Here is a 14546-nt window from a genome sequence, read left to right as displayed (position 1 = left end):
ATATTTTCTAATAGCCTAAATCAGAGACATTCGCTCTGATTTTTATGAAAAAAGCATCAATGATCAAAGAAAATTTAAAGGTAATTCCGTCGTATACTTAATTTGCTCCATCGCAAAACTGGAGCTCACATCAGTAAGACCAGAAATTTGAATTATTTTTTTATAGACTTTGTCATACTCAAGCACATCGGGTACAGCGACTTTTAACAAATAATCAGTCTCTCCAGCCATTCGATACACTTCTATAACTTCATCGATTGTATGGATATGATTGTGAAATTTTTCAATCCATTCTGCATTATGTTGTGCTGTTTTAATAAAAACCATAACAATCACATTGATATTTAGTTTTTTACGATCTAATAAAGCAACTTTAGCGCGAATGATGCCTTCTTCTTCCATTTTATGAATGCGTCGCCAACATGCGGTATTACTTAATCCAATACGATCTGCGATATCGCCAATCGCCCAAGTACAATCTTTTTGTAATAGTTCTAAAATGCCACGATCGTATTTATCTAGCTGTAATTTCATGCAGTTCACTTTATATAAGAAATTAAAAAAATGAGTCATTGATTTATCTATTATTGGAATAATATTCTATTTTTGACAAGATAAATAGATTTTTAATTCTTAATGCTGATTACTTGAAACTCTCATTCAAATAAAGATTAGTTCAGATAAGTTATGGCTCTATTCACTGTTTTTTAACGCATTACAAATAAGAATACGGCGTTATAGCGATTGGAAAAGTTCTTGTAGTGTTTGAATAAACCACGTTCGGGCCTCTATGTCATCTCGATGGTTATACCAATTGGCACTCACGTTAAACGGTTTAACTGAAAATGGTAATTCAAAAATATTGACATCCCCATTACGCGCATATACTTTTGCTGCCCGTGAAGGCAAAGTCACTAATAATTCAGAACTGGTCACAACATCTTGTAAAACACTAAAATGAGGAAGCTCAAGCATGATTTTTCTTTTTAAGTCCAATTCTTTCAGCCTTTGATCAATTTCAATGTGACCCGTTGAAGATTTAATAGCCGCATGATTTTCTTGAAAATATTGTTCTAAACTCAGTGTATCCCTGATACGTGGATGGTACTTATGCGCAATGCACATATAGCGTTCTTCAAATAAATTTCGTGATTCAATTTTAGGCATAACGGTATAACTACTATTGAATACAGCAACATCTAAAAAACCTTCAGTCAGCCATTCTTCTACTTTATGAGATTGAATTTCTTCGATTTCCACCTTAATAAATGGTGCTTCTTTAGAAAGATATTGAATTAACGAAGGTAACAGACATATTTCACCTAAATCAGATAAGCCTAAACGAAATATCCGAGTTGAGGTTTTTGGGTCAAAGTATTTAGACGCTGTAATTGCTATTTCAATATCGGTAATTGCTTGCCTAAAGCTTGGGTATAAACTTTGTGCCAACTTGGTCGGTTTGACTCCAAATTTGTCTCGTTCAAATAAAGGGTCATTTAAAAATTTACGTAGGCGATTTAGATTATAGGTGACAGAAGGTTGGCTTAAATTGAGGCGCTCAGCTGCATGACTAATATTTTTAGTTTCAAAAACGATAATAAAAACTTTAATAAGACTTAGATCAATCAATTGTAATATCTCTATTGAATGAGGGAGGTAGACCTCCCTGCTCTACTTTTAGATTTGTACCGCTTTCACCGCCAATTTTGTTTTTTTCAACTGTAAGTGAATCATTGAAACACTTATTACCGCAATAATACAAGGGATTGATAATGCGATAAAATTATAATTAATGGGCAGACTTAAGCTTAACAGCCAGCCACATAAGATTGGCCCTAAAATTGCGCCTAAGCGCCCCACACCTAAAGCCATTCCTAAGCCTGTTGCACGAATATTGGATGAATAAAATTGAGACATATACGCCAATAATAAGATTTGCCCACCAATTGATGCAGCACCTGCAACCCCAATACAAAAATAAAGAATGACCATTGGTAAATTATAACTTAGTAAAATTAATGCGATCGCACCACTTAAAAACAGTGAGCATAATACCTTTGCAAGATTAAAACGATCCGCTAAGTAGCCACCACAAATTGCGCCAAGCATTCCCCCAATATTTAAAGCCAATAGAAAAACCAAACTGGTCGATAAATCATAGCCTGCTTCTACCATTAATTTAGGTAACCAATTGCCTAAAGCATAGACCAGTACAAGCGCCATAAATACGCTGCCCCAGAATAAGAGTGTTACCATCCCACGATTTTCTGCAAATAAATCCTTGATCGGGGTTTTAGAGCTAGATTGATTGTCTTGATGAAGACCAATTTGAGTCTGAGACGTATAGGTAATATTGCCGTCAATTTGTTTAAGGATCTCAATGGCTTTGTCGGTTTTATCACGGCGCACCAAATAATCAATCGATTCTGGTAACAGCTTCCAGATTATGGGAATGAGTAAAAGTGGTGTGCCTCCTAGAATAAACATAATTTTCCAACCAAATTGCGGAACTAACCACATTCCTAATAAAGCTGAACACATCCCACCAACTGCATAACCACTAAACATTAAGGAAACCAAAGTTGAGCGTAGTTTTTTAGGTGCATATTCCGTCATCAAGGCGATTACATTTGGCATGACCCCGCCTAAACCCAAACCAGCCAAAAACCGAAAGATTGCAAAACTTTGTGGATTATTGGCATAACCACAAAGTAAAGTAAAACCACTGAATAAACAGATACATAAAATAATTAATTTTTTGCGGCTAAATCCATAGCTTTCTAATTTATCACTCAGGCTACCGAAAATAATCGCACCAAACATCATCCCAAATAAGGCGACACTGCCCAGAAATCCAGCCGTAATGCTGTCAATTTTCCATTCTGCCATCAACTTGGGTAAAGCAACACCATAAATCACTAGATCATAACCATCAAAGATAATAATCAATGCACTGAGTAGAATCACCCGCCAATGAATGGCTTTTAATTTAGCATGATCAATAATTTCATTTGCATTTATGAATTGCATAATAGACCTCCCTGGTCATATTGTCCTGTTTGTAATCTTTGTTGTTTAAGTCGTCATTTCAGTGTGCTGTAGTTGTTTTGCTAATGCTGCTTTAGCTGTCTGAATATCATCTTCAAGCGAATGCTGCCACAACCAGTCAAAACGCTGTGCCAAATGTTGGCCTATTGATTCAAAATCAGGATATTTCGATGAATATAGCTCATAGATTTCACCTGATTCACGTGAGGTATTTTGAACTTTTACGGCGCGTTCTAATCGAACCTGCTCATAGATTTCAGATACAGCTTTGATAGATTCAAATGTTAACTCAGGGTTTTCTAATAATTTAGCTAAAATCAAAGCATCCTCTAAACCTTGTCCAGCGCCAGCACCTTGATGCGGTAACATGGCATGAGCAGCATCACCAATCAAAATCACATTATTGCTTTTGTTTTTATAAGTTTCTAAAGGTTGAATTTCATGTAAAGCCCAAATTGTTGGTGAGTCGATCAGATCCAATAATGCCTTGCAACTCTCGCTCCAGTCTGCAAAATCAGCCAGCATCGTTTGTTTTGAAACAGGCGATGTCCATGGTGTATTCTCTGCTAATACGGTTTGAGTGCGATCTGACTTAAATGCGACAATGTTAATTTCTTCACCCTGACGGATTGGGAAAGTTAAGATATGTTTATCTTTCCCTAAAAGCATTTGCGGTACATCGGCAATTTCGGCATCATTTCCCAGTTTTGCAATGGCTTGCTTAAAATCTTGAAATTTAATAATTCCACGATATGCCCACGTCCCTGAAAACTGAGGTTCAACACGCGCTAATTGATTAGAGTCAAGCACATGATTTCGAACAACTGACCGAATTCCATCACAACCAATCACATAATCAAATGTAATATGATGACCATCTATAAAGTGAATTGTCGCTTGTTCTTCATCTGCCTCAATTTCTTGTACACGTTTATTAAAATGTACATTTGTTAAAGGCACCAACGGAATTAAACGATCGAGAAAATCTGCACGATGTACCGAAGACTGCCCGACTTGTGGCGCAATAGATGCAGATAGATACTCATCGGTATAACCATTACGCCATTGAAACCAAATATCGGTGTATGGTGTCTTTACCTGATCTGCAATAGATTCATACTCTTGGCTTAGACCTAATAATTGAATGGCTTTAACTGCATTGGCACCAAACGAAATCCCTGCACCAATTTCAGAAAACTGTGATGCAGACTCAAAGAGATGTACATCTAAATGTTTATTTTTGATCAATTGAGTGGTGAGTGCTAATCCTGCAATACCGCCACCAATCACAGCAACTCTAATTTTTTTGTCCATTTTTAGCATTCCTTACTAAATTGCTTAGAATTCTATGATTGGTTATTTTTTAGAATAAATCCAATTTATATTTTTAAGTTTATACTATCTATTTTTTTGATATTTATTTAAATAAATCTCTTTCATAAATGAAAAAGTGATCATGTAGCGTGAATCATATTTCGATTGAAAATCCCTTCTCCCTTTGGGAGAAGGCTAGGATGAGGGGAATTTTATGTTGATTTATAGTTTTAAAAAAGGACTTTTTGAAAAATTCTAAGGTGTTGATATAACTAAATTATTGTTCTATTTTTTGAAGAGTGTTTTAAATATCACGCTTAGTTTCATAAATTTATTTGAGACTTAAATAAAATATTTAAGAACCTTGTCTATACAACACTATTTTTCTTATTGAAATCACTTTTTAGGTTTTGGTTTTTAAAATACAATTTTTATCTTTTCTGAAATTGCGTAAATAACCATTTGTCTCAAAATCATTAAAGGGATCAAACATGTTGAGTTTCATCAAAATAACGGCCAAGCAAAATCAACATTTGTGAACCATCGATCACATTTGCTCGACGTAAAGCAATTACTAATTTTTCAGTTTCGTCTGGTTTAACATCATCATCAGCTAAACGTGTAATCGTTTGAGCCAATAGACTACTTCCAGTATTGATATAACTTATATGGTTTTGACGTGGGAGTTTCGCTATATATCTTTTCAACCCTTTATGTGGAATTTCATTCACATTCAGCATCACAAAGTTCCTTAATAAAACTGCCCCTCTATTATAACAACATGGGTAACTTCTACGCTAATAAAAAATGAGATGCTATTGACGGTTCGTTAATTAAATTATCTAACCGTCAAATATTAACTTAGTCTACATCTCAATTTAAATTACCAATAGGCTCAGCAAGTTACTTTAAAAACCCAAAGTCCACGAGAGTTGTGCAGTACGTGGTGCGCCAAGAAATAAATAGTCATCGCCTAAGAAACTCCCCGCATCTCGCCAGTATTTTTTATTAAACACGTTATCAACATTAAATCGAAGTGTATTGTCATAACCATAAGCACGGAAGTTATAAGCTGTACCTACATCAAACACGCTATAGCCTGATACTTTTACTGTACCCGTTTTATTGGCATATTTACTGCTACTGTATTGTATGCCAGCCAATAAACGTAAGCCATCTACTTGTGGTACTCGATAAGACAGATGACTGGCAAAACGGACACTCGGTACATTTTGAGTTTGATGACCTTGATAATCAGCCACTTGTATTTCTTTTAAACGTGAACGAGTTAAAGCTAAAGAAGAAGTCATATCTAGATTTTGCCCTAAGCGTCCCTGTAAACCCAATTCTAAGCCAAGGTTATGTTGCTTACCATCCGTGACAAAGTAATTGTCTGCGTTGGTGTATTGATTGTCTTGGGTTAAATCGAATAATGCCGCGGTAAACAGTAATGTTTGCCATTGCTGCTTAAGACCCAACTCATACTGAGTTGAATTTATCGGTGCTAAAGTTTTAAAAGCATTACCTTCAATACCTTGATCAGGAATACCAGTAGCAAACCAAGGGGCTTGTCCGCCATCACTTAAGCCTTTGGCATAAGAAGCATAGAGGTGGGTATGTTCCCAAGGTTGATACATCAACGCAAACTGCGGCAAGAAACGATTAAAATTGGTCTCTCGGATGTTGTTTGCATCCACATCATAGGCATTTTCATTTAAATGCATCAGTTTACCGCCCAACAAAACTGACCATTCAGTGTTGAAGTCAATCTGGTCCAGTAAGTTCAGTGCAGTTTGTTGACTGTCTAATGATTTATAATGTGTACCTAAAGTTTTATCAGTAGGCGCATACGTTATAGGATCATTATAAATATTTCCTGTACCGACCCATTCATTGATCGCGTTATATTGTGTATGCCGTTTGCCTGTATGTGACAGTTCTAAACTGAGCTTATGCTGCCAAGCCCCTGTGCTAAACTTACCGTTTAATCCTGCTTTAAATTGATTGGTTAAGAAGCTGTCGTCTGGATTACGGAAATCATAAATATCATAATTACCATTTTGATCAAAAGTATTACCTAAACCTGTCGTTTGGCAAGTACTGCTATAACAACCCCACGGAAATGCTGAATAATCATCAATCACGACACGGCTTTGTGCAGCAGACAGATTTGTTGTCCAGTTGTCATTGACTTGGTAAATATATTTTAAGCTGGCATTTAGGCTTTCATTGGTCACTGGTTTACTCCAGCTTTGATAGCCAAGTAAACGATCCCATTTAACCCCAGTCGGTACAGTTGTACCATCCAGTAATTGATAACCTGCGACTGAGCGCTGACGTTGACGCTGCGATTCAATATCAAATTCTAATTTTGAGCGATCTGAAATCTTCCAATCTAAAGCCAAAGCGCCAAACAAACGCTGCCCATCTGCATGCTCAACATAAGGATGAATTTCTTCTTTGGCCAGATTCAGTCGATAACCAAACTGCTGCTCTTCTCCCAACCAGCCACCCAAGTCAGTTGCAACACGATTGCCACCATGACTATCTACTTCAACGGTAATAGCACGAATGTCTTCTGGACGTTTAGTGACATAATTGATGACACCACCCGGTGTTGACATCCCACTTTGGATTGCACTTATACCCTTTAGAATTTCAACTTGTGCTTTGTTCTCAAGCGCCACATTTTGCTCGCCACGCAGCAAATGACCATTGAGCAAATAACTTGATCCTAAATTTAAGTTAAAGCCACGCATAATAAAGTTTGGATAATAACCAATGGGCGCATAACCATCACCGATTGCTGCATCATTTTTAACAACATCCGTCAGGGTTTTTGCATGTTGGTCAGCGATACGTTCCGCGGTGACTGTACTGATAGATGCAGGGATCTCAGCAAGATTTTGCTGAGTAAATCCTGATAAATTTACCTTGGGTTGATAATAAGCAGTTGGTGTTGTTTCTTCTGTTTGAACGCTTACTTTAATCGTTTTAAGTTGCTGTGTATCTTTTTCAGTATCAGCATGTGCCAATGCTGAACTTAGCCCTAGACATGAAAATGAACCAACCGCCAGTAGTGCTTTTTGTAAACGAGAAAATGGATACGTTTTCACAGTAATTGCCTAACCCCAAAAGATAATCTTACAGCCTCAATTTATGCGCATGAGTATTCACAATTTTTTCTCATTGAACAAGCATTTCTATAAGATATTTAAGCTTTAAAGAACACTTTGATATGACCTTGAAAATAAATAAGCATTTTTGAAGAGAAATTAAAACTTCGCCAAAGCATCAAGATGTTGCTGGAAATCACCTTCCGTCCCTGCAGCATTTACATGATCGAAGTAGTCATACCAACCACTTGCTTGAATACCTGTTAACAATGCATCCCGTGCCTGTTGATTTGGAAAGCGCCAAATCCCCATAAAGCGATGATGACTACTTTGATCAACGGCAGTATCAATCTCGGTGAGTGTTAAAAGCTCAACACCTAGACTAGACAAGCCTCCCATAGCTGCGCCAACATCAGCCAAATATTGTTGACGCTCTTGTATAGGTAAAGCTTGCCAAACTGCATTGGGTGTATAGAGTTCAATTAGATAGTGATTCATGATTTTTCCTTGATTTAATTCAACGTTTTATATCGATAATTTAAAAAGATTTTTATGTAGATATTTTATCAGCGTTTATCAACAAGATTTTTCGCTACTTTCTCAAGTAAACCTGTTAATTGCTCACGCTCAGCTTGGGTTAAACCAGCAAACAGGCTGGCAATCCAGCGACTATGCTGATCAAACACAGTTTTTGCGACTTGTTTGCCCTTTACCGTCAGTCGAATACATAACGCGCGACGATCTTCTGGATCTGCATGACGTTCTACCAATTGTTCACGTTCTAAGCCATCCAGTAGTCCAGTGACTGTGGCACGGGTAATTCCCGCTTGTTCAGCTAAAGTTTTAGGCGCTACAGCATCATTAGCTGCATCAAGGAGAAATAAAAGCACAAATCTCCCTTCAGATAAGCCATAAGGCGCAAGCTGTGCGGCACAGTCTCGATCAATAGTTGAAGCGAGTGAAAGCGTTTGAAAACAGAGGCGTAAATTTTCAATATCTACCATTTTACGGCGTTGCGCTTCATGCAAAAGCGCGGTGTATTTCTGTTCTAGATTCATTTAGTATTTAACCATATAGTATGGTGGCTAACTATATATTGAATATTTTAGCTGTGTCAAGATTGATTCTTTACCAAAAAAAACAGTGCTTAAATTGATCGATTTTAATTGGACTAAAACAGATTTTTTCAGATTAAATTTTTATGTTTACTTTATCTCGTGTTAAATCGATAAAATAATCCTTAACATTATTTTGAATAGGATAGAAGCTAGCTCATAAAGTTTCATAATTTATTGAAATATATCGTTAAAGTTTAATTTATTCGTAAATTAAAATCTATTCAATATTGCCCTTTCAACGTGATGAAACGCCCATTTATTTGCCGTAAAGCAATGTTTAAAACTCAACAAAATAAGTCGCAATCATACGATGTATCTTCCAAGTCCTATATTCATCACTTATACATTTTTATTGCTGATTTATTTCTAAGCATTTTAAGATGAAACCAGATATTGATCTAAATTTTTAAGGGAAAAATCAATGATTTGCAAAAGCATTTGTTCTGAATAACCATCTCTGGCTTGAACGGATAATCCATGTAGCACTAGTCCGTAATATTGCCCTAATATTTCAGGGTCAGCATGTTCTAATAATTGTCCCTCTACTTTCGCCTGTTTAAAGCGCTTAACCAGACTTTGACCACGTTCAATACGTTGTTGCTTCATCCAGTCTAAAAGACCTTGATTTTCCTGACTTAATACACTTGCAGATGATACAACCATACAGCCATATGAATGATTATTCTGGGTATAAAGTTTGATTGCATCTTGAAATAATTGGCTGATCGCATCCTTAATATTTGCTTGTTGTAAAGCGTGGATCGCAAAGCCGCCTTCATTTTCTTCGTAGTGTATAACAGCTTCTCGAAACAACGCTTCTTTAGAGCCAAAGGCTTTATAAATACGCGCGGAAGCAATACCTAAGACCTCGACTAAATCTGACATCGAAGTCCCTTCATAGCCATGTTGCCAGAAAAAATCACGCGCTTGAATCAATGCTTTTTCCCTATCAAATTCTCTTGGTCTACCAGCCATAACGACGCTTCAATCCGATTTAGTGTTTTTTATTATCATTCGAAAAAATAAATTTCGCAAATAAATCAATAGGATTTGTTGGAGAGGCTGCCCTTTTTTAGCTTCTTTTTTAAAAACTTGTTGTTTTTATTCAAAAGAAAGCCTATTGTTTGTCGATCGACAACTAATTGAGTTTAGCTATGCAAACCATCAAAGGTCCAAGTATTCATCTCGCACAATTCAGTGATGATATATTCCCATTTAATAATTTAGAGAGCATTGCTGCATGGGTTTCCGATAAAGGCTTTAAGGCTGTACAACTGCCAGCATGGGACAAGCGTTTATTTGATGTTAATTTAGCAGCCACAAGCCAAGATTATTGCGATGAAATACAAGGAATTTTACAAAATAATGGTTTAGAAATTAGTGAGTTGACAACGCATATTTTTGGCCAACTTATGGCTGTGCATCCAGCTTATGATGCTTTATGTGATGGTTTTGCACCTTCATATTTACATGGAAATTCAGTAGCTAGAACTCAATGGGCTGAACAACAAATGTTGGCTTCTGTTCAAGCATCTGCCCGCTTAGGTTTGCAAGATATGGGAACTTTTTCAGGTTCACTGGCATGGCCTTATATCTTTCCTTTTCCTCAACGCCCCGCTGGACTTATTGAAACCGCTTTTGATGAACTTGCACGTCGTTGGATGCCGATCCTCAATGCTTGTGATGAACATAATGTCAATCTGTGCTACGAGATTCATCCTGGCGAAGACTTACATGATGGCATTTCCTTTGAAATGTTCTTAGAACGGACACACCACCATCCACGTTGTCAGATTCTTTTTGACCCGAGTCATTTTATCTTGCAACAACTGAACTATTTGGAATACATCGATATCTATAAAGATTTTATTCGGATGTTCCATGTTAAAGATGCGGAGTTTAACCCGACAGGTCGCCAAGGGATGTATGGGGGCTATCAAAATTGGGGAGATCGTGCAGGTCGATTCCGCTCTACTGGAGATGGTCAGGTTGATTTCAAAGCAATTTTCTCAAAATTGGCACATAACGACTATCAGGGCTGGGCAACTTTGGAATGGGAATGTTGCTTAAAAAATAAAGAGGATGGTGCAAGTGAAGGTGCTGAGTTTATTCAACAGCATATTATCCATGTTACTGATAAAACCTTTGATGATTTTGCCGCAGCGCCTGTCAATCAATTGCAAATAAATCAACTTTTGGGTATCTAAGGCAGCGATTGGAATTCACTATGACAACCATTACAACACATGAAAATTTAGTTGATCAATTTCAGCATCATTACATCCATATAGACAGTAAAAAGCTTCATTATGTCTCTACAGGTCGTGGTCCTGTCGTATTACTTATCCCCGGTTGGCCACAAACATGGTACGCATGGCGAAATGTAATGAGCGTATTGGCAGCCAATGGTTATCAGGCAATTGCTGTGGATCCACCGGGAACAGGATATTCTGTTCCGCTGAATGGAAGTTATGATACGGGGCGAATTGCGACAATTTTATCCAGCTTAATGTCAAAACTTGGACATGATACTTATTCAGTGATTGGTCACGATATCGGGATGTGGGTTGCTTATGCACTTGCAGCTGATTTTCCCCAATCTGTTACTTCTCTGGCTGTGACTGAAGCCGTTATTCCCGGATTGGCAACGCCACCGCCTATTTTTGTTTCAGCTGATGAAAATATTTTTCTATGGCATTTCATGTTTAATCAAGTGATGGACTTACCTGAAGCTTTGGTCAGTGGACGTGAAGAAACTTATCTTAATTATATTTTTGATAAGTGGTCGTGGCACAGAGATAAAGTCGCCGCTGCAACTTATATTGAGGCTTATAAAGTATCGGGACGTTTAACGGCAGGCTTTAATTACTATCGTTCAATCCCCGAAACCATTCGTCAAAATAAAATCCGCGCAACTAAAAATCTAGAAATGCCTGTATTGGCGATTGGCGCAGAACAAGCAACCAATGATGCACCTTATGAAACCATGAAAAAAGTTGCACCGCATTTAACCAGTGCAATTGTCAAAGATTGTGGTCATTTTATTATGGAGGAACAACCCGAAGCGTTTTGTTCCCTGATTTTAGAATTTCTACAACAGGAGCAATAAGATGTCTTTAGACCATCAAATTGCAGACTGGCTTAACGCTAGACCTGTTGCAACAGCTGCAAATACACTTTGTGAATTAAGAGCGCAGGTAAATCAGGACATCATACAACAGCAAGGTATTGAGCAAGATTCCAGCTATCAAACCAGTTTTTGGATTACAACTTCTGATCAAGCTCAAATCCAAGTTCGGGTATATACGCCCTATGCTTTGGTACAGCTACAAAGCAACCCAGCTTTAGTATTTGCCCACGGTGGTGGATGGTGTTTGGGGAGTTTAGATGCGTGGGATCGTTCATGCCGCTTACTGGCAGAATCAACACAGCATGTTATCTTTTCAGTGGATTATCGCCTAGCGCCTGAATTCAAATTTCCAGTACCGTTGACAGATTTTTTTACAGCACTTCGTTATATTCAAGAATATGCTTTAAGTTTAGGGCTTGATCAAAATCGTATTGCTGTGGGTGGTGATAGTGCGGGAGCTAACCTTGCAGCAGCTGCATGCTTACTCGCTAAAGCGCATCCAGAAATCCAGATTAGTCAACAACTGCTGTTTTATCCAGCCTTAGATGCCACGATGCATGGTAAATCCTATGAAACTTATGCGGATGGTTATGGTTTAACCACTGCAACAATGGCGTATTGTTGGGATCAATATTTAAATAGTGATTCTGACAAAACCAATGAGTTGGTGAGTCCTCTACTGGCACAATCATTACAAGGCTTACCTGAGGCAACAATTTTTGTCTGTGAATATGATCCACTGCGTTATGATGGCGAACAATATGCTGAAAGATTGAGAGAGGCTGGAGTCTCGGTGAAATTTGATTTTCTAGCAGGAATGATTCATGGTGCAATCCATATGACTGCAATCACAGAGAAAGCCAACGCTATATACGATAAGATTGATTTATAGGTGATTTTGACCATCGTGAAAAAAGGAAATCGCATGATTTCCTTTTTTTGTTGCCTTTAAAAGTATCTGAATGTTTATAAAAACAGAACTGATATACGCATTAAAAAGACTAACCTAATTCAGCCAATATTTTATCTAAAACAATATTGCTTTTTTGCCACTTTGGCTGTTTATCTTTGTCGACAATTAAAGCACGAACACCTTCAAGAATATCGCCATGTTCAAACCAGATATCCTGTAAATTTCGTTCCAACTGCATACATTGTTGTAATGACAATCCCCGTCCCAAGTATTGCAGTCTTAAACTGGTTTTTTTCGCCACCCAAGAACGTTGTTGCAAAGTGCTTAAGACTTTGCTTGCCCATGCTTGATGCTGTTGATCTTTTTCATTTTCAAGACTTTTTTCAATATCTTGCAAATTTTCAAAGCCAAAATGCTTACGAATGTTCTCGACCGATGCACTGAGTTCACTTTCTACAGGGCGGGTAATAAATTTAGAAATTATCTGTTCAATATTGTCTTTGCTTAAATTGCTTGATTGGCTCAGCGCATCAAGTAAGGCATTAAATTGTTGGCTAGGAACATGATAATCAATCAAATCTAAATATAAGGCATCACTGCTACTGATTTGGTTACCTGTGGTTGCCAGATAGACCCCAATATCATCTAAACGTGACAAGAAGTGCGTTGCTGCAACATCAGGAAAGAAACCAATCGCCGTTTCAGGCATGGCAAAACGTGATTTTTCACTACTGACAATAATATGACAGGCCTGTGCCAGACCAAAACCGCCACCTAAGACATAGCCATCTAACAATACCACAACCGGTTTTTTAGACGCGCGAATGCTATTCAACATGTCATATTCAGCAATAAAATAGCCTTTATGTCCATCTGTACCATTTTGATAACAATCATAAAGATAACGAATATCACCACCTGCACAAAATGCTTTTGGGCTATTAGATTTGATCAGTATCGCTTGAATGCCAACATCATTTTGCCAAGTTTCAATTTGTATACGGATACCATTGATCATATCCAAAGTCAGTGCATTCAGGTTGGACACTCGATCTAAGGTAATCACACCCAGAGCTGCATTCTGTTCGATGATTAAATGATTTTGAGTATTCATCCGATCTTCATCCTATTATTGATTTTTAAAGTTGGCTTGGCGTTTATCAACAAAGGCTTGCATGCCTTCTTTTTGATCCAAAGTAGCAAAAATTGAATGAAAGGTTCGTCGTTCAAAACGTAAACCTTCCGCCAAACTCACTTCAAAGGCACGATTAATTGATTCTTTGATCATCATTGTCGCCACCAATGATTTTTCAGCAATTTTTTCAGCAGCACTTAAAGTCTGGGTTAAAAGCTCTTCGGGGCTAAACACACGGGCAACTAAACCACTCAGTTCTGCCTCAATTGCCCCCATTTGTCGAGCGGTTAAACACATTTCCATCGCTTTGGCTTTACCTATGGCAAGGGTTAAACGCTGCGTACCCCCAATGCCTGGAATCACGCCTAAAGTGACTTCAGGTAAGCCAAATTTGGCATTATCCGCACAGTAAATAAAATCACACATCAGTGCCAACTCACAACCACCACCCAAGGCATAACCACTGACAGCTGCGATTAAAGGTTTACGGCGTTGCGCAATTCGATCGGCAAGATTAAAAAAATCATCAAAATAAATATTGGGAAAGTTCAATCCCGCCATTTCTTTAATATCAGCACCAGCGGCAAAGGCTTTTTCTGAACCAGTCAGCACCATACAGCCAATATCCTGATCCTTTTCTAAGTCATCTAAAGCTAAATTTACTTCTTGGATTAATTTTGAATTTAATGCGTTTAAAGCCTTTGGGCGATTGAGTGTAATTAAACCTACACCTTTATGTTTTTCCAGTAAAATCGTTTCAAATTGCATATTC

General features: G+C 37.7%; 14 protein-coding genes. 3 read left to right on the top strand and 11 right to left on the bottom strand.

Annotated elements, in window-relative coordinates; genetic code table 11:
- Positions 1-63: 63 nt before the first annotated feature.
- The 9 genes from FHR28_RS09680 to FHR28_RS09640 all read right to left on the bottom strand — a co-directional run bounded on the left by FHR28_RS09680 (position 64) and on the right by FHR28_RS09640 (position 9571).
- On the bottom strand, positions 64-534 hold the full coding sequence (locus FHR28_RS09680; protein ID WP_004720411.1) for an Lrp/AsnC family transcriptional regulator: 471 nt from the start codon (positions 532-534) through the stop codon (positions 64-66).
- A gap of 201 nt (positions 535-735) precedes the next feature.
- Positions 736-1629: a LysR family transcriptional regulator gene (locus FHR28_RS09675; protein WP_105712620.1), complete on the bottom strand. Its 894-nt coding sequence runs from the start codon at positions 1627-1629 to the stop codon at positions 736-738.
- A 48-nt stretch (positions 1630-1677) separates the two neighbouring features.
- Positions 1678-3030 (bottom strand): MFS transporter, encoded by a 1353-nt coding sequence (locus FHR28_RS09670; protein WP_166782478.1) that lies wholly within the window; start codon positions 3028-3030, stop codon positions 1678-1680.
- Positions 3031-3075: 45 nt separating this feature from the next.
- On the bottom strand, positions 3076-4362 hold the full coding sequence (salA, locus tag FHR28_RS09665) for a salicylate 1-monooxygenase (RefSeq protein ID WP_166782477.1): 1287 nt from the start codon (positions 4360-4362) through the stop codon (positions 3076-3078).
- A 485-nt stretch (positions 4363-4847) separates the two neighbouring features.
- A complete protein-coding gene (locus FHR28_RS09660; protein ID WP_056511175.1) occupies positions 4848-5102 on the bottom strand; it encodes a hypothetical protein in 255 nt (84 codons plus the stop codon).
- 168 nt (positions 5103-5270) lie between these two features.
- The gene (locus tag FHR28_RS09655; RefSeq protein ID WP_166782476.1) at positions 5271-7478 is read right to left on the bottom strand and encodes a TonB-dependent siderophore receptor; all 2208 of its coding nucleotides are present in this window, start codon (positions 7476-7478) and stop codon (positions 5271-5273) included.
- Between the two features lie 159 nt (positions 7479-7637).
- A complete protein-coding gene (locus tag FHR28_RS09650) occupies positions 7638-7976 on the bottom strand; it encodes a DUF6616 family protein (RefSeq protein WP_151957308.1) in 339 nt (112 codons plus the stop codon).
- 68 nt (positions 7977-8044) lie between these two features.
- Positions 8045-8536 (bottom strand): MarR family winged helix-turn-helix transcriptional regulator, encoded by a 492-nt coding sequence (locus FHR28_RS09645; protein ID WP_151957307.1) that lies wholly within the window; start codon positions 8534-8536, stop codon positions 8045-8047.
- A gap of 435 nt (positions 8537-8971) precedes the next feature.
- Positions 8972-9571 carry a TetR/AcrR family transcriptional regulator gene (locus FHR28_RS09640; RefSeq protein ID WP_056511186.1) on the bottom strand — a complete coding sequence of 200 codons (600 nt, stop codon included), beginning with the start codon at positions 9569-9571 and terminating at the stop codon, positions 8972-8974.
- Positions 9572-9750: 179 nt separating this feature from the next.
- On the opposite strand from FHR28_RS09640, the gene FHR28_RS09635 reads away from it, so the two are divergent.
- From FHR28_RS09635 to FHR28_RS09625, 3 genes are read left to right on the top strand one after another with little or no spacing between them, the layout of a single operon-like run.
- Positions 9751-10803, top strand: coding sequence for a sugar phosphate isomerase/epimerase family protein (locus FHR28_RS09635; protein WP_166782475.1), 1053 nt, complete (start codon positions 9751-9753; stop codon positions 10801-10803).
- A 20-nt stretch (positions 10804-10823) separates the two neighbouring features.
- Entirely contained in the window at positions 10824-11705 is an 882-nt protein-coding gene (locus tag FHR28_RS09630; RefSeq protein ID WP_166782474.1) for an alpha/beta fold hydrolase, read from the top strand.
- A gap of 1 nt (position 11706) precedes the next feature.
- Positions 11707-12618, top strand: a complete 912-nt coding sequence (locus FHR28_RS09625; RefSeq protein WP_166782473.1) for an alpha/beta hydrolase — start codon at positions 11707-11709, stop codon at positions 12616-12618.
- A 109-nt stretch (positions 12619-12727) separates the two neighbouring features.
- Here the strand turns inward: FHR28_RS09625 and FHR28_RS09620 are convergent, their stop codons facing one another.
- Positions 12728-13753, bottom strand: coding sequence for an enoyl-CoA hydratase/isomerase family protein (locus tag FHR28_RS09620; protein ID WP_166782472.1), 1026 nt, complete (start codon positions 13751-13753; stop codon positions 12728-12730).
- Positions 13754-13768: 15 nt separating this feature from the next.
- On the bottom strand, positions 13769-14542 hold the full coding sequence (locus tag FHR28_RS09615; RefSeq protein WP_105712607.1) for an enoyl-CoA hydratase: 774 nt from the start codon (positions 14540-14542) through the stop codon (positions 13769-13771).
- Between the last annotated feature and the right edge of the window lie 4 nt (positions 14543-14546).

This window comes from Acinetobacter sp. BIGb0196 (assembly GCF_011759595.1).
In the GTDB taxonomy this organism is placed as follows: Bacteria; Pseudomonadota; Gammaproteobacteria; order Pseudomonadales; family Moraxellaceae; genus Acinetobacter; species Acinetobacter guillouiae.
The sequence above is the reverse complement of the archived record's forward strand: the minus strand, read 5'-3'. Positions and strand labels throughout refer to the sequence as shown.